At 64.4% G+C, this 18,036-nt stretch carries 24 protein-coding genes; 7 read left to right on the forward strand and 17 right to left on the reverse strand.

Annotation, left to right across the window (positions count from 1 at the left end):
- Window positions 1-31 precede the first annotated feature (31 nt).
- Window positions 32-997, forward strand: a complete 966-nt coding sequence (locus SIB46_RS12480; RefSeq protein ID WP_413296434.1) for a bifunctional riboflavin kinase/FAD synthetase — start codon at window positions 32-34, stop codon at window positions 995-997.
- Here the strand turns inward: SIB46_RS12480 and SIB46_RS12485 are convergent.
- Window positions 982-1,134: a hypothetical protein gene (locus SIB46_RS12485; RefSeq protein WP_413296435.1), complete on the reverse strand. Its 153-nt coding sequence runs from the start codon at window positions 1,132-1,134 to the stop codon at window positions 982-984. The genes SIB46_RS12480 and SIB46_RS12485 overlap by 16 nt on opposite strands.
- A gap of 44 nt (window positions 1,135-1,178) precedes the next feature.
- Between SIB46_RS12485 and SIB46_RS12490 the strand changes: the two genes are divergently transcribed.
- The 3 genes from SIB46_RS12490 (at window position 1,179) to SIB46_RS12500 (ending at window position 3,425) form a co-directional block, all read left to right on the forward strand.
- Entirely contained in the window at window positions 1,179-2,219 is a 1,041-nt protein-coding gene (locus SIB46_RS12490; RefSeq protein ID WP_413296436.1) for a thiamine phosphate synthase, read from the forward strand.
- Window positions 2,212-2,424, forward strand: a complete 213-nt coding sequence (gene thiS, locus SIB46_RS12495; protein WP_413296437.1) for a sulfur carrier protein ThiS — start codon at window positions 2,212-2,214, stop codon at window positions 2,422-2,424. Before SIB46_RS12490 ends, thiS begins: the two co-directional genes overlap by 8 nt.
- A 71-nt stretch (window positions 2,425-2,495) precedes the next feature.
- Window positions 2,496-3,425: a DUF1517 domain-containing protein gene (locus tag SIB46_RS12500; RefSeq protein ID WP_413296438.1), complete on the forward strand. Its 930-nt coding sequence runs from the start codon at window positions 2,496-2,498 to the stop codon at window positions 3,423-3,425.
- Between the two features lie 2 nt (window positions 3,426-3,427).
- Here the strand turns inward: SIB46_RS12500 and SIB46_RS12505 are convergent, their stop codons facing one another.
- The 6 genes from SIB46_RS12505 to SIB46_RS12530 are packed head-to-tail and all read right to left on the reverse strand — an operon-like array spanning window position 3,428 to window position 6,432.
- The gene (locus tag SIB46_RS12505) at window positions 3,428-3,658 is read right to left on the reverse strand and encodes a hypothetical protein (RefSeq protein WP_413296439.1); all 231 of its coding nucleotides are present in this window, start codon (window positions 3,656-3,658) and stop codon (window positions 3,428-3,430) included.
- A gap of 24 nt (window positions 3,659-3,682) precedes the next feature.
- Window positions 3,683-4,330, reverse strand: coding sequence for a nickel pincer cofactor biosynthesis protein LarB (gene larB, locus SIB46_RS12510; protein ID WP_413296440.1), 648 nt, complete (start codon window positions 4,328-4,330; stop codon window positions 3,683-3,685).
- A complete protein-coding gene (locus SIB46_RS12515) occupies window positions 4,327-5,121 on the reverse strand; it encodes a class I SAM-dependent methyltransferase (RefSeq protein ID WP_413296441.1) in 795 nt (264 codons plus the stop codon). Before SIB46_RS12515 ends, larB begins: the two co-directional genes overlap by 4 nt.
- A complete protein-coding gene (locus SIB46_RS12520) occupies window positions 5,118-5,522 on the reverse strand; it encodes a TIGR03792 family protein (RefSeq protein WP_413296442.1) in 405 nt (134 codons plus the stop codon). Before SIB46_RS12520 ends, SIB46_RS12515 begins: the two co-directional genes overlap by 4 nt.
- A complete protein-coding gene (ispF, locus tag SIB46_RS12525) occupies window positions 5,519-6,004 on the reverse strand; it encodes a 2-C-methyl-D-erythritol 2,4-cyclodiphosphate synthase (RefSeq protein WP_413296443.1) in 486 nt (161 codons plus the stop codon). Before ispF ends, SIB46_RS12520 begins: the two co-directional genes overlap by 4 nt.
- On the reverse strand, window positions 6,001-6,432 hold the full coding sequence (locus SIB46_RS12530; protein WP_413296444.1) for an NfeD family protein: 432 nt from the start codon (window positions 6,430-6,432) through the stop codon (window positions 6,001-6,003). Before SIB46_RS12530 ends, ispF begins: the two co-directional genes overlap by 4 nt.
- A 66-nt stretch (window positions 6,433-6,498) precedes the next feature.
- Between SIB46_RS12530 and SIB46_RS12535 the strand changes: the two genes are divergently transcribed.
- Window positions 6,499-7,410: an SPFH domain-containing protein gene (locus SIB46_RS12535; protein ID WP_413296445.1), complete on the forward strand. Its 912-nt coding sequence runs from the start codon at window positions 6,499-6,501 to the stop codon at window positions 7,408-7,410.
- Here the strand turns inward: SIB46_RS12535 and trmD are convergent, their stop codons facing one another.
- Genes trmD through budA form a run of 4 tightly spaced genes read right to left on the reverse strand, consistent with a single transcriptional unit; the run spans window position 7,411 to window position 10,422 of the window.
- Window positions 7,411-8,121 carry a tRNA (guanosine(37)-N1)-methyltransferase TrmD gene (gene trmD / locus SIB46_RS12540; protein WP_413296446.1) on the reverse strand — a complete coding sequence of 237 codons (711 nt, stop codon included), beginning with the start codon at window positions 8,119-8,121 and terminating at the stop codon, window positions 7,411-7,413.
- Window positions 8,118-8,573: a phycobiliprotein lyase gene (locus SIB46_RS12545; RefSeq protein ID WP_413296447.1), complete on the reverse strand. Its 456-nt coding sequence runs from the start codon at window positions 8,571-8,573 to the stop codon at window positions 8,118-8,120. The genes trmD and SIB46_RS12545 overlap by 4 nt, the downstream gene beginning before the upstream one ends.
- A 42-nt stretch (window positions 8,574-8,615) precedes the next feature.
- A complete protein-coding gene (gene era, locus SIB46_RS12550) occupies window positions 8,616-9,545 on the reverse strand; it encodes a GTPase Era (RefSeq protein ID WP_413296448.1) in 930 nt (309 codons plus the stop codon).
- A gap of 25 nt (window positions 9,546-9,570) precedes the next feature.
- Window positions 9,571-10,422: an acetolactate decarboxylase gene (budA, locus tag SIB46_RS12555; protein ID WP_413296449.1), complete on the reverse strand. Its 852-nt coding sequence runs from the start codon at window positions 10,420-10,422 to the stop codon at window positions 9,571-9,573.
- An 84-nt stretch (window positions 10,423-10,506) separates the two neighbouring features.
- On the opposite strand from budA, the gene SIB46_RS12560 reads away from it, so the two are divergent.
- Window positions 10,507-10,848, forward strand: a complete 342-nt coding sequence (locus SIB46_RS12560) for a hypothetical protein (RefSeq protein ID WP_413296450.1) — start codon at window positions 10,507-10,509, stop codon at window positions 10,846-10,848.
- A 36-nt stretch (window positions 10,849-10,884) separates the two neighbouring features.
- On the forward strand, window positions 10,885-11,403 hold the full coding sequence (locus tag SIB46_RS12565; protein WP_413296451.1) for a hypothetical protein: 519 nt from the start codon (window positions 10,885-10,887) through the stop codon (window positions 11,401-11,403).
- Window positions 11,404-11,412: 9 nt separating this feature from the next.
- Here SIB46_RS12565 and SIB46_RS12570 read toward each other — a convergent pair whose 3' ends face one another.
- The 6 genes from SIB46_RS12570 to SIB46_RS12595 form a co-directional block, all read right to left on the reverse strand.
- Entirely contained in the window at window positions 11,413-12,135 is a 723-nt protein-coding gene (locus SIB46_RS12570) for a Bax inhibitor-1 family protein (RefSeq protein ID WP_011936127.1), read from the reverse strand.
- Window positions 12,136-12,212: 77 nt separating this feature from the next.
- Complete coding sequence (locus SIB46_RS12575) at window positions 12,213-13,064, reverse strand: FkbM family methyltransferase (RefSeq protein ID WP_413296452.1); 852 nt, start codon at window positions 13,062-13,064, stop codon at window positions 12,213-12,215.
- 70 nt (window positions 13,065-13,134) lie between these two features.
- Window positions 13,135-14,127, reverse strand: a complete 993-nt coding sequence (locus SIB46_RS12580) for a PhoH family protein (protein WP_413296453.1) — start codon at window positions 14,125-14,127, stop codon at window positions 13,135-13,137.
- 8 nt (window positions 14,128-14,135) lie between these two features.
- Window positions 14,136-14,534, reverse strand: coding sequence for a 30S ribosomal protein S16 (gene rpsP / locus SIB46_RS12585; RefSeq protein ID WP_413296454.1), 399 nt, complete (start codon window positions 14,532-14,534; stop codon window positions 14,136-14,138).
- 51 nt (window positions 14,535-14,585) lie between these two features.
- A complete protein-coding gene (ffh, locus tag SIB46_RS12590) occupies window positions 14,586-16,049 on the reverse strand; it encodes a signal recognition particle protein (protein WP_413296455.1) in 1,464 nt (487 codons plus the stop codon).
- Window positions 16,050-16,102: 53 nt separating this feature from the next.
- Complete coding sequence (locus SIB46_RS12595) at window positions 16,103-18,034, reverse strand: IMS domain-containing protein (protein ID WP_413296456.1); 1,932 nt, start codon at window positions 18,032-18,034, stop codon at window positions 16,103-16,105.
- Between the last annotated feature and the right edge of the window lie 2 nt (window positions 18,035-18,036).

Consider the following 18,036-nt stretch of genomic DNA (forward strand, 5'->3'; position numbering starts at 1 on the left):
TGTGTCACCGCATCCAAGGTGCCATGGGAGCATGGCTCTGGCACGGCCTTGGGCCTTGATTGCGCTCCTTTCTCCTGAGCAAGCCTGCAGGCCAACCGCGTTAGCGCTCGGCAGTTTTGATGGTGTGCACGCCGGGCACCGCCATGTGATCGCGCGTGCCGTGGCCATGGCGGCCGGTCCGCCGGCTTTGGTGCCCACTGTTTTGTCGTTTTGGCCCCACCCGCGTGAGGTGTTGGCCGGCGAGCCGCGCCTGCGGCTGGATTTGCCGGGCGAAAAGCTCAGCGTGCTGGGGCCGTTGGGCATTGAGCAGCTGGTGCTGGTGCCGTTTGATTTGCAGTTGGCGGCCTTGAGCCCGGAGCAGTTTGTGCAGCAGGTGCTGCGCGATCAGCTGCAGGCCGGGGCGGTGGTGATCGGTGAAAACTTCCGCTTTGGCAACCGCCGCAGCGGCGGCCCGGAGGACCTGCAGCGCTTGGGCGCTGCCTGCGGTATGGCGGTGGAGGTGCTGCCGCTACTGGATGAAGGCGGCAGCCGCTACAGCAGCAGCCGCATCCGCCAGGCCTTAGCTGAGGCTGATCTGGTTGAGGCTGAGCGCTTGCTGCAGCGGCCCTATCGCTTCAGCGGCCAGGTGGTGCGCGGCCGCGGCTTGGGGCGCGGCTTGGGCTGGCCCACCGCCAATTTGCAAGTCGATGGCCGCAAGTGCCTGCCCAAAGAGGGCGTCTACGCCGCCTGGGCCTGGCGCGGTGAGAGCCAGCAAGCGATGCCTGCGGTGATGAACCTGGGCCGCCAGCCCACCATCGATCCAGAGGCCCCCTCGGCGGTGGAGGTGCACCTGCTCGATGCCGAGGTGGATCTGGCCGGCGACAGCCTGCGGGTGCAGCCGCTGCAGTGGTTGCGGGGCCAGCAGGCCTTTGGCTCGCTCGATGAACTCACCGGCCAGATCAGCCGCGATGCAGATCAGGCCCGGGCCCTACTGGCGGCCGTTCAGCTGCCGGGATAGGCGTGGGTGAGCCCCCAGGCGATGAAGGCGCCGATTCCGCCCAGCAAGGCGGCACCCCAGATCAGGGTCAGCATCGGGCTGTCGGTGTTGCTGACTGGGGGCGCGGGCTTGGGTTCGTTGGCCACTTGGGTTGCCATAAGCCCGCTCAGGCTAAATAGAAGACAGCACGGGCCCCAGTGGCTTGACCATTTCTTCTGAAGGCGTTGATCCGGCAGTGCTGCGGCTGCTGGATGCCAACCTTGATCGTGCCCGCGAGGGCCTGCGGGTCGCCGAAGACTGGGCCCGTTTTGGCCTCGATCGCCGCGATCTGGTGGAGGGCCTCAAGGACCTGCGCCAGCAGTTGGGCCGCTGCCATTTGCCCCGCTACCGCCAGGCCCGCCACACCGCCACCGATAGCGCCGCTGGTTTGGCGCACCCGGCCCAGCAGCAACGCAGCGACGCCACCGTGGTGGCTGCCAACTGTGCCCGCGCCCAAGAGGCGCTGCGGGTGCTGGAGGAATTTGGCCGCAGCTGTGATCCAGAGCTGGCGCGTGTGGCGGAGCACTGCCGCTACCGGCTCTACGACCTGGAAACCCGCTTGCTGGCGGATCAAAGCCGCCGCCAGCGCCTGGCGGCCGAGCGGCTGTATCTGATCACAAGCCCGGTGCCGCAGTTGCTGGCTGTGGTGGGGCAGGCCCTGCAGGCGGGGGTGAAGTTGGTGCAGCACCGCAGCAAGCTCACCGACGATCTGCCCCGCTACCAAGAAGCCGTGGCGCTGCGGGATCTCTGCGCTGCCCATGGCGCCCTGTTCATCGTGAATGACCGGGTGGATCTGGCTTTGGCGGTAGAAGCCGATGGGGTGCATTTGGGTCAGGGGGATCTGCCGCCAGCGCAGGCGCGGCGTTTGCTTGGTTCTGATCGCTTGATCGGCCGCAGTACCCATGCCCCAGCGCAGTTGCAGCAGGCCATGGCCGATGGCTGCGATTACGCCGGCGTTGGTCCCCTGCAGGCCACACCCACCAAGCCGGGCCGTGAGCCCGTCGGGCTCGACTACCTGCGCCAGGCGGAGCAGATCGCCACCATCCCCCACTACGCCATTGGAGGGGTGGACGCGCAGCTGCTGCCGGCGTTGCTGGAGGCCGGCGGCCCCCACTGCCGCGTGGCGGTGGTGCGGGCGGTGATGGAAGCGGCGGATCCGGCCGCGGCAGCGCGGCAGCTGTTGGAGCTCTTGGCTGATGGCTGAGCCGATCGCGCTGCAGGTGAATGGCGAAAGCCGCCAGGCCACAGCTGGGCTGAGCCTGCAGCAGCTGCTGGTGGAGCTGGGCTATGAGCCGCGGCTGGTGGTGGTGGAGTTCAACGGCGCGATCGTGCCGCGGGCGCAATGGCCCAATCAGCCGGTGGCCGCTGGCGACCGGCTGGAGGTGGTGACGATCGTGGGCGGGGGCTAAGCCGCCAGGGCGGTGCTCCGCACTTCACGGCCTAGACGAGCTTTCTAGAGTTGCCCTAACTCCGGCTCGTCATGCGTCGTTTGAAGCGCCTGCTTTCGTTCTGCCTGTTGCCGCTGCTGGCCGCGGGGCTATTTAGCTTTGGCTGGGCTCAGCCGGCTGATGCAGCTCGCGGCGGCCGCATTGGTGGCGGCAGCTTCCGCAGCGCACCGATTCGTTCAGCGCCGATGCGTGGCGGCTATGGCGGCGGTTACCGGGGCGGCTACGGCGGCGGGATTGGCTTCCCCTTCCTGATTCCGTTCTTTGGTTTTGGCGGCGGCGGCCTGTTTGGATTTTTAATCCTGATGGCCTTGATCGGCGTGGTGGTGAATGGTCTGCGTGGTGCCACCGGCGGTGGCGGCATGGCGGCCCCTTCACTGCCCACCCAGCGCGCCGATGGCCCGGTGACGTTGGCCCAGCTGCAGCTGGGGCTGCTGGCCAGTGCCCGCAGCTTGCAGGACGACCTGCGCCGTTATGCCCGCACGGCCGACACCAGCAACAGCACCGGTCTGCAGCAGGTGCTGCAAGACGCCACTTTGGCGCTGCTGCGTCATCCCGATCAGTGGGTGTACGCCAACTGCGAATTGGGCCAAGTGCCTTTCAACACTGCTGAGGCCACCTTCAACCGCCTCTCGATGCAGGAGCGCAGCAAGCTCAGCAGCGAACTCACCAGCAACGTCGATGGTCGCCGCATGGCGGAAGAGGCCACGGCGATTGCCCAGAGCGGTGATGCCGATGCCACCAGCGAATACATCGCGGTGACCCTGCTGGTGGCCAGCCGCAACAAGATCGCGATCAAGGGCGTGGATTCAGCTGATCAGCTGCGCACGGCCCTCAGTGCCCTGGGAGCCGTGCCAGCCAGTGAGCTGTTGGCGCTGGAGGTGATCTGGCAGCCCGATGGCGCCGGCGATGTGCTCAGCGCTGATGAGCTGATCACCGCCTACCCCCAGCTCAAGCACCTCTAGGCCTAGTTGCCGCCGCCAGCGGCTTCCATCTTCTTCTTGGCCTCGCCCAAGCCATCTTTGGTGGCGTCTTTGACCTTCTCGACGCTCTCTTTGAGCACCTTCTCGGCCTCATTTTTGGGGCTCTGCTGCTGGTTGTTGATGCCGATGGCGGCAATGATTACCCCCACCACGATCACCACCACGACCACAGCGCCGACGTTGACGCCGGACTTGCCTCCGCCGCTTTCGCTCATGAGTTGATTGCAGGAACCCTTGACTTAGCCACGGCCCCGCAGAACCCGCAACGCGGCCATTGCGGCCCCGTAGCCGTTGTCGATGTTGACCACCGTGAGCCCCGGCGCGCAGCTGGCGAGCATGCCGCTGAGGGCTGCTTGGCCCCCGGCGCTGACGCCATAGCCCACGCTCACCGGTACCCCGATGATCGGCTGCGGTACTAGGCCCGCCAGCACCGTAGGCAGGGCGCCTTCCATGCCGGCAAAGGCGATCAAGAGCTGCAGCCCATCGAGCTCGGGGATCACCTTGAGCAGGCGGTGCAACCCGGCCACCCCTACATCGGCAAAGCGCTGGCTGCCGATGCCATGGCATTGCAGGGCTAGCTCGGCTTCAGCGAGCACCGGCAGATCACTGCTGCCGCCGCACAGCAAGCCCACCGCTGGCTGGGATGGGTTGGGCAGCTCACCCAGGGTGAGGCAGCGCGCTTGGCTGTGGTGCACCAGCTCTGGGATTGATTCTTGGATGACGGCGGCTTTGGCGTGATCAACGCGGGTGACCAGGGCCAGTTCACCGGCGCGCTCAAAGTCGCGGGCGATGGCGATGATCTGCTCGGCGCTTTTGTGCTCACCCCAAATCGCCTCCACCAGCCCCAGGCGCTGGCGCCGCTCAAGATCGAGGCGGTGCTCACTCATGGCCGCTCCCAGATCTGCTCCACCAGTGTTGGCGTCATCCACAGCATGGCGCTGGCTTGTTCGGCCTCCAGCCGCTGCTGCTGCTCATCGCTCCACAACCCTTGCTGCTGCAGTTGCTGCGGGTAGCTGGAGAGAAAGTCTTGTAGCCAGAGGGCCTTGGCCTCGCCGCTGGTGGAGCAATCCAGCAGGCTGCGGCAGCTCACCAGCCGCCAGCCGCGCGCACTCAGCAATTCCGGCAGCCGGCCGGCCACATCGGGATCACCGCCTTGAGCGCGCCAGTGGCTGATGCAGGTGGCAACGAACTCGGCCAGGGCGCTGCCACCAGGGCGCAGCGAAAAACTGTCCCAGCGGATGTATTCCTGCAGCACCAGCCGCCCGCCAGGCCGCAGGGCTGAGCTCAAACCATCAAGCAGGGGCTCGAGCTTGGGCAGAAACATCCACAGCCAGCGGCACCAGGCCCCATCCCAGTGGCCGGCGTCTGGAAGCTGTTGCGGCTCGGCCAGATCGGTAGCGATGCCGCGCAGTTGGCTCAAGTTCTGCTGCTGGGCCAGCTGCTTGAGGTGCTCGATGTAGTTCGCAGAGAGATCCAGCCCCAGCACCTGGCCGCTGGGACCCACCAGCTCAGCGAGTTCCAGGCTGCAAAATCCCGGCCCGCAGCCGAGATCCAAGAGCCGGTCACCTGCGCTAAAGCCAGCGCGCTGCAGGCCGCTGCGGCATTCCTGGCGCCAAAAGCGGTGCTGGCGGCCAAGCCTTTCGAGCTCAGCGCTGTGGGTGCCGAGCACATAGGTCATGGCTGCAGCGGTTTGAGCGCTCCTGCTCGCTGCAGCGGGAGAGGTTGCTGATCGCTCACGCCGAGGCAGTCGCGCAGTTGCGCGTTAAACGCCTCCTCGGTGGAGCCAATGCTGCTCGCTGGGATGGCATCCCATTGCTGTTGCGACTGCCAGCCCACCAGCACCACCGCCTGCTGACGCTCCGGATCCCAGAGCAGCTCGCGGCCGCGGTAGCCATCTTGCTGCTCCAGCCAGGGTTCCCAGTGGTCCTCCTCGGCCTGGCGCCAGCACTGGCGTTGCCCAGCGCTCACTGGCATCTGCAGCACCTCCACCACACCAGCGGCTGGATCAAGGGGGCGGATCGCCCAGGCTGGGGCGGCCCACAGCAGCAGGCTCAGCAGCAGCGCGGCCAGCCAATTCATGGCTTAGTGAGCAGGGCTACGGCCTGGCAGGAGATGCCCTCTTCTCTGCCTTCAGCTCCCAGCTTTTCGTTGGTGGTGGCCTTCACGCCCACCTGCTCAGGATCCAGGCCCATGCGCTCTGCAATCGCTGCGCGCATCGCCTCGATGTGGGGCTTGATCTTGGGCCGCTCAGCGATCACCACCGAATCCACATTCACCACGCTCCAGCCGCGCTCACGCACCAGGCCCATCACCTGCTCCAGCAGCACCAGGCTGTCGGCACCTTTCCACTTGGGATCGGTGGGCGGAAAGTATTTGCCGATATCGCCTAGCGAGAGGGCGCCGAGCAAGGCATCCATGATCGCGTGCACCAGCACATCGGCATCGCTGTGGCCATCGAGGCCCAGGCCACCTGGGTGCTCGAGGGTTTGGCCGCCCAGGATCAGTGGGCGCCCCGGCACCAGCCGGTGGATGTCGTAGCCGTTGCCAACCCGGATGTTCATGGCTCGACCTTAGAAGCCAGCACCTGCAGCCTGGTGCCCTCGCGGCCCATTACCACCACCACAGCGCCTGGGGCGAGCCGCTGCTCCGGTTCGAGATTGTCGGCCGCCCAGCTCTGGCCCTGCCAGCGCACCCGGCCTCTGCTCTGGTGATCAAAACCGCCGATCACTGTGGCCCGCTCTGCTGCTGGGCTTTGGGCAATGGCGCGCTCTTTTTGACTCTGCGACCAGCGCCGAATAGCCAGCAACAAGCCGCCGGTGAGCAGGACAAACAGCAGAAGCTGCGGCCATAGCGCCAGAGGCAGCACGGCCGTGAGCAGCGAGATCAGCAGGGCCGCCACCGCTGCTGGCAGCAGCCCATCGAAGCTGGCCCCTAGCCATTCACTGGCCAGCAGGGCCAAACCAATCAACAGCCAGGTGATGGCCTCCATCGGCGATGCCCACTGCAGCCTGTTGCTTTCATGCTGCCTAGCGTTGGGCGGTCTGCACCAGCTGCTGTGGAAGCATTTTTTGGGATCCCTGCCCTGGTGGTCATCGCCTGGCTGGGGGGCAGCAGCGTCAAGATCACCAGCGGCGGCCAGTCGCGTTTGGTGGAACGGCTCGGCAAATACGACCGCCAGCTCACCCCTGGGATGTCATTTGTGATGCCGGTGGTGGAGCGGGTGGTGAGCCTGGAATCGCTGAAAGAGCGGGTGCTCGATATTCCGCCGCAGCAGTGCTTCACCCGCGACAACGTCTCGATTGAAGTGGATGCAGTGGTCTATTGGCAGCTGCTGGAGCACCCCCGTGCCCATTACGCCGTCGACAACCTGCAGGCGGCGATGGTGAATTTGGTGCTCACGCAAATTCGCGCTGAGATGGGCAAGCTCGATCTCGATCAAACCTTCACCACCCGCCAGGAGGTGAATGAGGTGTTGCTCCGTGATCTCGATCAGGCCACGGACCCTTGGGGTGTGAAGGTGACCCGCGTTGAGCTGCGCGACATCCACCCCTCCAAAGGGGTGCAGCAGGCGATGGAGCAGCAGATGACGGCTGAGCGCGAAAAGCGGGCGGCGATTTTGCGTTCAGAAGGAGAGCGCGAGGCCCAGGTGAATGAGGCCCGAGGGCGGGCTGAATCGCTGGTGCTCGATGCCAAGGCCCGCAAGGAAGCTTTGGTTTTAGAAGCCGAAGCCGAAGCGCAGCAACAGCAGCTCATTGCCCAGGCCAAAGCTCTGGCTGCTGGCGAATTGGCCCAGGCCTTGGCAGCAAATCCCCAAGCCGCGGAAGCCATGCGCCTGCTGCTGGCCAGTGAGTGGATGGGCATGGGTGAGGAGATGGCCCATGCCAAAGGCGGCAGCGTGTTGATGGTGGATCCCCAGAGCCCAGCGGCGTTGCTCACGGCGCTGAAGAATCTGCAGCAGCAGGGCTGATTAGTCCTCGCCGGGGTGTTCGGCTTGCCATTGCGCCCAAAGATCAGGTCGCCGTTGCTCAGTGCGTTCCTTCTGCTGCTCGGCGCGCCAGCGGGCAATGGCGCCATGGTCGCCGCTGCGCAGCACCGCTGGCACCTCCATCTCGCGAAAGTTGGCTGGGCGTGTGTAGTGGGGATGCTCCAGCAACCCAGCGCTGTGGCTTTCCTCCACCAAGGAATCGGCGGTGCCCACGGTGCCGGGCCGCAGCCGCACGGTGCCATTAATGATCGTCATCGCCGGCAGCTCGCCGCCTGTGAGCACGAAATCACCAAGCGACACCTCTTCATCAGCGAGGCTGCGGATGCGCTCATCGAAGCCTTCGTAGTGGCCGCAGAGCAGCACCAATTGCTCGTAGTCGGTGGCCCAGCGGCGTAGGTCGGCTTGCTGCAGCGGCTTGCCTTGGGGTGTCATCAGCAGCACCCGCCGGCGCGGCAGCAGCGGGATCGCTTCAAAGGCGGCAAACACCGGTTCGGGCTTGAGCACCATGCCCGCACCGCCGCCATAGGGCTCATCGTCAACCTTGCGGTAGCGATCGGTGGCGTAATCGCGCGGGTTGTGGGTGTGCAGCTCAGCGATGCCGGCATTGAAGGCGCGGCCGATCACCCCCAGGCCCCGGAGGCTGTCGAACACCTCCGGCACCAAGCTCACCACATCAAGCCGGAAGCTACTCACGACGCGGGCTTACTGACGCGGCGGATTTCCGAGCAGAACTGGGAGCCTTGCAGTTGCTCGCCCTTCCAGATCAAGAGGTTGCGCAGCCGCAGGTTGGGCTTGGTGAAGCTGATCGATTCCTCGATGCGGAGCTTGCCATCGCTGTGGATCAGCACCAGGCGGCTGCCCACCTGCAGCTCCCAGCGGCCCTGCTGGCCGTCGCTGCCTTCCAGGCGTCCATCAGCCAAAAACGTCAAAACTGTGGATTGCCCCGATGGCGGGGTGGCCTCCAAGCGGCCCAGTTCATCGCTGTTTTCTGAGGCGGTCCAGCTCAGCTTGAGCTCGCCTTTTTCGCTGGTGTGCCAGCCCTCATCGCTATCGGCCGGTTGCAGCTGAGACCGCAGGCTCATCCAGGCGCCATCGCAGAGGGCGAGCACCTCAGCAGCACTGGTGGGGGGGAAGGCGTCAGTCACAACAGCAGCAGGCCAACAACCATCCTGCCGCGGCGGCTGGCCTTACTCGCCCCGGTAACCCAGTTCAGCCAAGCGCCCAGGCTTTTGGCGCCAGTGGGGCACCACCTTCACAAACAGCTCCAGATACACCGGTCCATCGATCAGCTTTTGCATCTGCAGCCGCGCGCCTGATCCGATCTCTTTGAGCATCGAGCCTTTGCGGCCAATCAGGATCCCTTTTTGGCTGCTGCGCTCCACCATCACCGTGGCCAGGATCGCCGTGCGCGGGCCGTCTTCCACCACACGCTCGATTTGAACCGCCACTGAGTGGGGCACCTCTTCTCGGGTGTGATGCAGCACCTGCTCACGGATGAGTTCGGCCAGCAGCAGGTTCTCCGGCTGATCGCTCACCGTGTCTTTGGGGTACAGCATCGGCCCTTCCGGCAGCCGCTGGCCCAGGGCTTCCACCAAGGCGCTGCAGCCATCACCGGTGAGTGCGCTAAACGGCAGGAGCGGTGCATCAGGCAACGCCTCGCTGTAGGAGGCAATCAGCTCTTCACGCTGCTCTTCTGCGATCAGGTCTTGTTTGTTGAGGCCAATCACCACCGGTTGGCGGATGGACTTGAGCAGATCCAGCACAAATTGATCACCGCGGCCCATCGGCGCGCTGCCATCCATCAGGGCCAGCACCACATCCACTTCGCCAATGCTGTTGCGCGCGGTTTTCACCAGCCGCTCGCCGAGCAGGTGATGGGGTTTGTGGATGCCAGGGGTGTCCACCAGCACCAGCTGGGAGGTTTCGGTGGTGAGGATGGCCCGCAAGCGGTTGCGGGTGGTTTGCGCCACGGGCGAAGTGATCGCCACCTTCTCGCCCACCAGCTGATTGAGCAGCGTGGATTTGCCCACGTTGGGGCGCCCCACCAGGGCCACAAACCCCGAGCGAAAGCCCTCCGGGGCGGGGCTCAGGATCGAGTCCAGGGGGATTTCAACCATCGCTTCAGTCTGCGCTGCCGTGGCCTCAGTCTTTGGGCTTGCTTTCTGCGGTGTGCAGCGTGGCGGCGATGTCGCCGCTTAGATCAGCTTCGAGGAATTCCTTGGTTTGCGGCAGGGCCAGCCGCAGGTTGGATTGCAGATCCAGCTCCACCTGCAGCTCGGCGGCTTGAACGTCCAACACATGGCCGCCACTGCTGTGGTCATCGGCCAGGAAATGGAAGTGGTAGCCGGGGATGTTGAGGCTGGTGGTGTGCGCTGGGCTCCAAAAGCCCGCCAAGGTGCCGCGGATGTTGCTGCAGCGCACCATCGTTTGATCCTGGGAGGCCTCCAGCAAGCCCACGCCCTTGGGCACCTTCGAGACGCTGCGCATCAGCACCTCGTCAAACAGGCCCGTGATGCGGATCGCCACAAACAGGTTGGCGCCGGGGCGTTTGGGATCGAGCTGGGCGCCAAGGGCTTCGATGCTGTTGATGGCGCTGAGGTTGAACCGCTGCTGGGCCTCGAAGTGGGTGGCCACCCAAAAGGGAATGCCCTCATTAGCAGGCGCGCGGCAGACGCTGCCATCGGCGCGCGCTTGCCAGCAGATCCCATCGAGCAGGATCCCTTCGCCATCGAGCTGCTCAAAGGTGCCGATGCCGAAGTCGCCATGGTCAGCGAGATCGCTCACATGCAGGCTGCCGCCAAACACGCCCTCCACCACAGCCGTTGAGGTGGAGAGTTGCCACAGGGTGTGGTGCTCGAGATCGAGGTAGTCGGCCAAGGCTTTGCGCAGCACCGCGCTATGGCTTTCGCCGCTTTGGCGGCAATGGCGCTCGAGCGCTTGCCAGTGGCCTTGCGGCAGCCGCAGGTGCAGGTCGTGTCCGGCTTGGCGTTCCACAGGAGCGTTGTGGCGGCCCTTTGATCTTGGCGTGGACGCCTGGCGATTTCTCTCTAGCGTTTTTTTGTCGCTCAGCGTTTGCAGATGCTGGATCCCTCCCTGCTGGCCTCCCCGATCGTGCAGGCCTTTGGTGGCCTCGGCTTGGTGCTCTGGATTGCCCAGCTGCTGTTCACCACCTCCATCGCACAAGCCAAAGGTCTGAACTGGTTCTTTTGGGGCCTTGGCGCGCTGCTCTTCCCGCTGCTGGCCTTCTTAGCGGTGCTCGGCATGCCCGATCGCAAGCAGCGTCTGCTGATGCGCCAGCTCGGCGAGCAGCTGATGAGCATCAAGGAAACCGGCGTGCGCCTGCATGACCGCAGCTCCCATCCCAAATTCTCCCGCCCCGTGGCTGCTGATCCGGCCGTTGAGCCCGCTGGTGCCAACTGATTCCTAGCCTGCAAGCAGGATTGAATCTGCGCTGCCATGAGTGAGGCCGCTGCTCCCAGCTTTCAGCAGGCAATGGAAATCACCGCCCAGTGGTTGAACCTCTGGGAAGCCGGTGAACTCAGTGATGAGGTGTTGGCCGATCGCGTGGCCGAGTTGGTGGCCAGCCGTGATGGCGCCCGCGGCTTTTTTGTGATCAGCCTGGCTGGAGATAGCCCGCTGATGGACCGTCTTCCAGACCCTCTGCAGATGCAGCTGCGTGCTGCTGGTGATGGCGTGGTGGACCTCACCGTGCGCAACCTGGCGATGAGCACCGCCATGGCGCTGCACCACCAGCGCACCGGTGATAACGAGCAGCAGGGCAAATCAGAGCGGGTCACCCAGCGCTGCAACGACCTCCTGCAGATGCTGGAGCCAGAAGATGTGAAACAGCGCCTGGAAACCCTGCTGGCTGCCACCAAAGGCGAAGGCGACGACGTCGAGTTTCTGGCGCGTTGGGGCTACGACGAGCAGCAAAAAGCCGCCATTGCGGCGGCTGTGTTGGCTGTTGCGCAGTGAGCTGAAAACTCAGTCGCGGCTTTGGATCGCGATGATGAAGCGCAGGATGAAGATGAACAGGTTGATGTAGGTCAGATACATCCCCAGGGCACCAGCGAGGTACTGCTCGTCCTGGTAGACACGGGGCATTGTGTAGAAGTCGAGGAAGGCCGCACCGATGAACAGCACGGTGCCGAAGCCCGCGATCATCAGCTCAAAGCCGCCGCCCAGGAACATCTGCGGGGCAAAGATGCCGCCGATCAGCTGCACCACCATGGCGATCACCAGGCCGATGATGCCCAGGGTCACCACACCGCCTAAGGCCTGACCAACACTGTCGCTCATGCGGCGGCCCATGATCGAGGCGATCACAAAGGTGATGCCCGTGGCGATCGCTGCGGTGCCCACCGAACCAATGCCGGCCACGCCGATGGCCATCGCCACCAAGCCGCTCAAGGTGAAGCCGGTGATCAGGCTGTAGATCGCCAGCAGCGGCAGGGCCGTGGCGTTGTTGCCCTTGAGGGCAATGTTTTGCGCCACAAAGAAGAGCACCAGGTTGCCGATCAAGGCCACCCAGAACAGGGGCATGAAGGCCGGGCTGGCGATCATCGACAGCCCGCCGAGGGTGCCGGCGGCGGTCAGCACCATGCCGCCGCCCACATAGGGCAGCGCCTTATTGACAACGTTGGGTCCAACTAGCGCGCTGCTTTGCGCGTCGCGGATGACCTCGCGGAAATTACTGCTGGCCGGCATGGCGCATCAGAGTTTCAAACTCCACCAATCCTGCCAGTGATTCCAAGGGATCGCTGCCTTGCGGCGTGCGGATCACCTCACCGGCCTGGGCTCAACACCACGTGGGCGTTTTCAATTTCAAGGAAGTTGCGGTCGTCGTAGGCCGTTACCTCGTAATTCAGCGTGGCCAGCCGATCCAGCACATCCTGGAACTGCAGCTGACGCTCGCTGAGTTCCTTGTTATGCACTTCGATGATCAAGGTTGGCTGGTGCTCTTGGAGGTAATCGAGGGTGGCTGGATCGAGTAGCGCGTCATATTCACTCGATTCGATGTCGAACTTCATCAGTTCTGGAATGAAGTTCTGCTGCTGAAGCACTTCAGTGAGCCGCTGCACCTGGCAATCGGCTGGCAGCTCAAAACTTGGCGTTTGTTTGTCTGATCCGGTGATGAAGGCTTTGGCGTAATCCCAGCGTTTGGGGGCAAAGGCCTTGCGGTTTTGTTCCCGCACATTGAGGGAATGGGCCGGGATGCAGCCGGTGGTGCTGCCGCAGTCAATCGAGAGAATTTCCGCTTCCCCGAGGTGCATCGAGGCGAACAGAGCGCTGTAGAACCCTTCGGCTGAGCCCACATCGGCAAAGCGCTTGAAGCCTTTGGCTGTGCGCACGAAGTTTTGGAGCTCGTTGTGCATGTACCAGGCATTGGCCTGGTGGCAAAACAGGGTGTAGGTGCGGATGTAAGACCCCTGATCGCTGCTGGTGTCTTCGGCCGCATAAATCGGATAACAGCCGCCGTCTCCGCGGATGAAGATCCTGTTGGCATGGCTGCCCTCGTGCTCGGCCATCGCCAGCTCTTGGCGCCAGAGCGCTGGCAGCTTGCGCAGGAAGCGTGCAAACAGCAGGGGCTTATCACTGCTGAACCTCTGGAGCTGAGACCGGAGCCAGGTTTTCACTGCCATCGCTTGCTCAGCCCTTAATGCCTTGAAGGGCGGATTCTTTCATGCTCATCGGAGCTTTGTGCGCTTAGCGGCGCCCTTGGTTTTGCGCGTCGCGGCGCGCATAGGCCTGCACCAAGCGCTGCACCAAGGGGTGGCGCACCACATCGGCAGCCGTGAGCCGGCAGATCGCAATGCCTTCCACGCCATCAAGTACCTGGGCGGCTTCCACCAGGCCGCTGAGTTGGCTGCCGGGCAAATCCACCTGGCTGGGATCGCCAGTGACCACCATGCGGGAGTTTTCGCCCAGGCGCGTCAGCACCATGCGCATCTGCGCGGTGGTGGTGTTTTGGGCCTCATCGAGGATCACAAAGGCATCAGCCAAGGTGCGGCCGCGCATGTAGGCCAATGGCGCTACTTCAATGATGTTTTTCTCGATCAAGGCCGCTGTGCGCTCTGGGCTCAGCAGGCTGTGCAGCGCGTCGTAGAGCGGCCGCAAATAGGGGTCCACCTTTTGCTGCAGATCGCCGGGGAGAAAGCCCAAGCGCTCACCGGCTTCCACCGCTGGTCTGGTGAGGATGATCCGCTCCACCTTGCGCTCTTGCAGGCTGCGCACCGCCTGCACCACAGCCAAAAAGGTTTTGCCTGTGCCCGCTGGCCCCAGCGCCAAGGTGAGGTCGTGGCGCTCCATCGCCTCGACGTATTGCTTTTGCCGCAGGGTGCGTGGGCGCAGCAGCTTGCCGTTCTGGCTGCGGGCCAGCACCTGGTTGCTGAGGTCGCGATGCTCGTCGCTCCGGCCGGTATCGAGGGCCTGCAGGCTTGTTTGGAGGTCCACCTGGGTGACGGCCTGGCCTTCACTCCAAAACGGGCGCAGCAGTTCCACCAAACCGGCGGCGCGCTCCATCTGGCTGGGGCGGCCTTCGATGAAGAGCTGCAGGCCCCGCAGCACGAGGTTGGCGCCGGTCAGATCACTGAGCCGCCGCAGCATGATCTCGCCCTGACCAGCGAGGGCAAGGGCGGCTTCCTGATCGGGAAGGTCAATGGTGAAGCGCTGGCGTTCGCGGCCCTCGCTGCTGGTCACGGTGAGGCTCAGGCCTCAGCGGGAGCCTCCTCAGCCGGAGCCTCCTCAGCAGCAGCTTCGCTGGCTTTGGCTTCTGCTTCGGCCTTGGCAGCAGCCTTGGCCTCAGTAGCAGCCTTCTTGCGTGCTTCCTCTTGCTTGAGCTTGCCGATCACCTCAGCGGGGCGCACGCTCTTGGTAAGCAGACCGCCGCGCTCCAGCAGGGTGCGCACGGCGTCAGAGGGCTGAGCGCCTTGCTCGAGGCGAGCGCGCAGGGCGTCGGTGTCGAGGCGGGTTTCCTTGGTGCGGGGGTTGTAGAAGCCCAGCTCCTGCAGGGGCCGGCCATCGCGGCGGCTGGTGCTGTTGCAAGCCACGATCCGGAAGCTCGTTTCCCGCTTCTTACCGAAGCGCTTCAGGCGGAGCTTGATCATCGGGATCTCGAACGGTCGTGGACAGGAATCCACCACCATACCGCTTGACCCCTACAGCTCTCCGAAGCCCTTGCGCTTCTTGGCGGGCTTCATCTTCTTACCGGGGCGCCCGCCGCCGCCCATGCCGGGCATTCCGCCCATTCCAGGCATCCCCGGCATTCCGCCCATTCCAGGCATGCCGCCCATGCCGGGCATCCCAGGCATTCCCGGCATGCCGCCGCCGCGGCTCATCTGCTGCATGAAGCCGCGCATCTTCTGGAAGTCGGCCAGCATCTTGTCCACCTCAGCTGGTTGGTGGCCGCTGCCTTTGGCGATGCGGCGGCGCCTCGAGGGCTGGCTAGCGAGCAGGTCGGGGTTTTCCCGCTCTTGAACGGTCATCGAGCCGATCATCGCTTCGATGCGCTTGAGCTGGGCTTCGCCCTGCTTGAGCATCCCGTCGTCGATCTTGTTCATCCCAGGGATCATTTTCATCAGGCCGCCGAGGGAGCCCATGCGCTTGATCAGGCGCATCTGCTTCACGAAATCGGAGAAGTCGAAGCTGGCTTCCTGCAGCTTGCGCTGCATCTTCTCGACATCGGCGATCTCAACTTCCTTCTGGGCCTTCTCCACCAGGGTGAGCACATCCCCCATGCCGAGGATGCGGCTGGCCATCCGCTCTGGGTGGAACGGCTGCAGCGCCTCCACCTTCTCGCCGGTGCCGATGAATTTGATCGGCGCGCCGCTCACCTTGCGGATCGAGAGGGCGGCGCCACCCCTGGAGTCGCCGTCCATTTTGGTGAGCACGGCCCCAGTGATGCCCACCTGCTCATGGAACGAGCGGGTGAGGTCAGCGGCCTCCTGGCCGATCATCGAATCCACCACCAGCAGCACCTCATCGGGTGCTACGGCGCCGCGGATCCGCACCATCTCCTCCATCATCGAGGTGTCGATCTGGAGGCGGCCGGCGGTGTCGACGATCACCGTGTCGAATCCTTCTTCGCGGCCCTTGGCTAGGCCCGCTTCGGCAATGGCTTCGGGCTTGGCATCGGCGCCGAGGCTGAACACCTCCACATCGATTTGTTTGCCCAGGGTTTGCAGCTGATCGATGGCCGCGGGCCGGTAGGTGTCGGCGGCCACCAGCAGCGCTTTGCGCCCCTGCTCTTTGAGGTGCAGGCCGAGCTTGGCGGTGGCGGTGGTTTTACCGGCGCCCTGCAGGCCCGCCATCAGCACCACGGTGGGGGATTGCTCGGCTTTGGCCAGGGGCGCATTGGCCCCGCCCATCACCTCAACGAGCTCCTCGTGGACAAGCTTGATGAACTGCTGATCGGGGCTGACGCCACGAACCACATCGGCGCCGAGGGCTTTCTCGCGCACCTCAGCGATAAAGCTTTTAACCACCGGCAGGCTGACGTCGGCGTCCAGCAGGGCGCGGCGCACATCTTTCAGGGCGCTGTCGACGTTCCCCTCGCTGATCGAGGCTTCGCCCTTGAGGCCGCGAACGGCATCCTCAAACCGTTGGGAGAGCTCTTCAAACATCAGCGCCGCCAATCCAGCTCTACAAGCCCTCCATCGTAGGAATCAGCTCAGCGCTAGATGCTGGGGCGGAAGTCGGTCAGCTGCCAGCTATCGCCTTTTTTCTCGTACACGTAGGTGTTTTTGATCTGCTTGGGCTCCACTTGCCCCAGCAGCTCACCGTCGTCGCTGAGCACCTTCTCTTCGTATTGGATCGTGGCCTTGGCCACACGCCGCTCGGGGCTGTCGCTGCTGAGCTCCAGCTCTTGCACCCGGGCATTCACCTTGCGGCGCTTGCCGCTGGCGGCATCGAGGGCACGGCCGGCCTTGGCGTATTGCACGAGCTCGGCGCTGGCCAATTCCTTGAGTTGGTCAGCGGAGGCGGTGCCATCGAGCAGGGTGGCTTTGGTGTCGAGCCAGAGCTGAAGCAGCACCTCGGTTTCTTCTGCCGGTGTGGCGCTGTTGAGCTTCGCTAAGGGGCTATCGAGCTCCAGGGGAGCCTCCGGCAGCAGCAGGGCTTCGCGGGCCGGAATGTTGGGGCGCTGGCTGATCGCTACCCCAGCAAGCACCGCGGCGGTGAGGCCAGCAGCTGAGGCCGCTGCAATCGAGCGCTGTTTGCCCGTGGTGGCTTGCAGGCGTTCTTGGAGCTCGCTGACTCGCAGCTGCATTTGGGCTGCGGCTTGCTGAGCCTGCTGTTGCCACAGGCGCCAGACGGGGATGGCGCCCTCTTCGCTGCTGCTCAGCGGCTCGAGGATCTCTTCGATTTCGCTGGGATCCGGGGTGGGCAGCACTTCAAAGTTGGTGATCGGCTCGCTAGCGCTCGCGCTGGCGCGCTGACGGTTGCGGTCGCTGCTTTCGATGAAGGCCTGCACATCTCGATCGGCGAAGTAGGCCTCCAGATCGGGGTCGGCCTCAAGGTCGCGGTAGCAAGGCAGCACTTGGCGCTTGAGCCAGTCGCTGCAATACACGCACAGGCCGGCCAAGGGATCGCTGCCCTGCTCTTTGGCCCAGGCCTTGAGTGCTGCATCGCTGCCGCGCTCAAAGCAGACCGCTGCTTCATCGGTTTGGCCCAGCAGCAAATGCAGGCAGGCCATTTCCGCATCGACGCCCACATCACGCATGGCTTGCAGCCGCTCGAGGGCCGATCCGATCCGCTCGGGTTTGCGCTGGGCAAAGCCGGAGGCGGTTAGGGCATAGGCGCTGAGGAATTCAGCGGTGATCGAGCCGTTTTCACCCCATTGCAGGAACAGATCGATCTGCTCTTGCACGGTGAGGAAACCGCGGATCTGCTGGAAGAACGACTGGAACGATTCCTGCGGGAACTCGGGATCTTGATCGCCATCGAGGCCGCCGCGGCGCTGCACCAATTCATTAAGTAGATCGCGGCCGAATTCGCGGCTGCCGCTTTCCGCTAGATCGCGGCTGATCAGATCCAGGATCCGATAGGGCAGCAGGGCATTGAGGTCACTCTCGAGGCGCACCCGCTGTTCTTGCTGCTGGCCCATGCGCTGCAGCAGTTGGATGCCGTTGTGCAGGATCTGCGCGGCGCTTTCAAAGCGGCGATCGCGGCAGCGCTCTTGCCCGGCCTTTTGAGCCGAGATGGCCGCCAGCAGCGAGAGATCGGCTTCGCGGTTGCTGCCCAGGGCTGGGGCCTGGGGTGGTTGCAGCGCCTGGCGGGCGCCTTCAAAGGCTTCGGCGGCTTGGCCGGCTTCCATTAAGAGGATGAGGCCGCCCACTTCCTGGCTGGAGGGCACCTCCAAAGCCGGCAGCGTGTCGGGGCTCTCGGCGTTGAGCTCGGTGAGCAGGCACTCGTATTCCTCGCGACGCTCCCTGTCGCAGAGCAAATCCGCGCTGCCGCGCAGTAGCTCGGCGCGGCACTCCAGGGCGTCTGTGGTGAAGCCGCCTTCCGGCGGCCGGTCCAGCCGCTGACTCAAGGTGCGCAGCACCAACTCCTCGGTGGCAACCGGGCTCACCCCCAACAGTCGGAAATGGTCGAGGGGGAGTTCCACCG

Source organism: Synechococcus sp. MIT S9452, from assembly GCF_047304245.1.
In the GTDB taxonomy this organism is placed as follows: domain Bacteria; phylum Cyanobacteriota; class Cyanobacteriia; order PCC-6307; family Cyanobiaceae; genus RCC307.

Coding starts and splice junctions, on each gene's coding strand:
- SIB46_RS12530 (WP_413296444.1), bottom strand. CDS start 6,432: ATGGAGGCCATCACCTGGCTGTTGATTGGTTTGGCCCTGCTGGCCAGT.
- SIB46_RS12480 (WP_413296434.1), top strand. CDS start 32: ATGGCTCTGGCACGGCCTTGGGCCTTGATTGCGCTCCTTTCTCCTGAG.
- SIB46_RS12565 (WP_413296451.1), top strand. CDS start 10,885: ATGAGTGAGGCCGCTGCTCCCAGCTTTCAGCAGGCAATGGAAATCACC.
- thiS (WP_413296437.1), top strand. CDS start 2,212: ATGGCTGAGCCGATCGCGCTGCAGGTGAATGGCGAAAGCCGCCAGGCC.
- SIB46_RS12500 (WP_413296438.1), top strand. CDS start 2,496: ATGCGTCGTTTGAAGCGCCTGCTTTCGTTCTGCCTGTTGCCGCTGCTG.
- SIB46_RS12515 (WP_413296441.1), bottom strand. CDS start 5,121: ATGACCTATGTGCTCGGCACCCACAGCGCTGAGCTCGAAAGGCTTGGC.
- SIB46_RS12485 (WP_413296435.1), bottom strand. CDS start 1,134: ATGGCAACCCAAGTGGCCAACGAACCCAAGCCCGCGCCCCCAGTCAGC.
- SIB46_RS12520 (WP_413296442.1), bottom strand. CDS start 5,522: ATGAATTGGCTGGCCGCGCTGCTGCTGAGCCTGCTGCTGTGGGCCGCC.
- larB (WP_413296440.1), bottom strand. CDS start 4,330: ATGAGTGAGCACCGCCTCGATCTTGAGCGGCGCCAGCGCCTGGGGCTG.
- SIB46_RS12505 (WP_413296439.1), bottom strand. CDS start 3,658: ATGAGCGAAAGCGGCGGAGGCAAGTCCGGCGTCAACGTCGGCGCTGTG.
- era (WP_413296448.1), bottom strand. CDS start 9,545: ATGGTTGAAATCCCCCTGGACTCGATCCTGAGCCCCGCCCCGGAGGGC.
- rpsP (WP_413296454.1), bottom strand. CDS start 14,534: ATGATCAAGCTCCGCCTGAAGCGCTTCGGTAAGAAGCGGGAAACGAGC.
- ispF (WP_413296443.1), bottom strand. CDS start 6,004: ATGAACATCCGGGTTGGCAACGGCTACGACATCCACCGGCTGGTGCCG.
- SIB46_RS12570 (WP_011936127.1), bottom strand. CDS start 12,135: ATGCCGGCCAGCAGTAATTTCCGCGAGGTCATCCGCGACGCGCAAAGC.
- SIB46_RS12560 (WP_413296450.1), top strand. CDS start 10,507: ATGCTGGATCCCTCCCTGCTGGCCTCCCCGATCGTGCAGGCCTTTGGT.
- ffh (WP_413296455.1), bottom strand. CDS start 16,049: ATGTTTGAAGAGCTCTCCCAACGGTTTGAGGATGCCGTTCGCGGCCTC.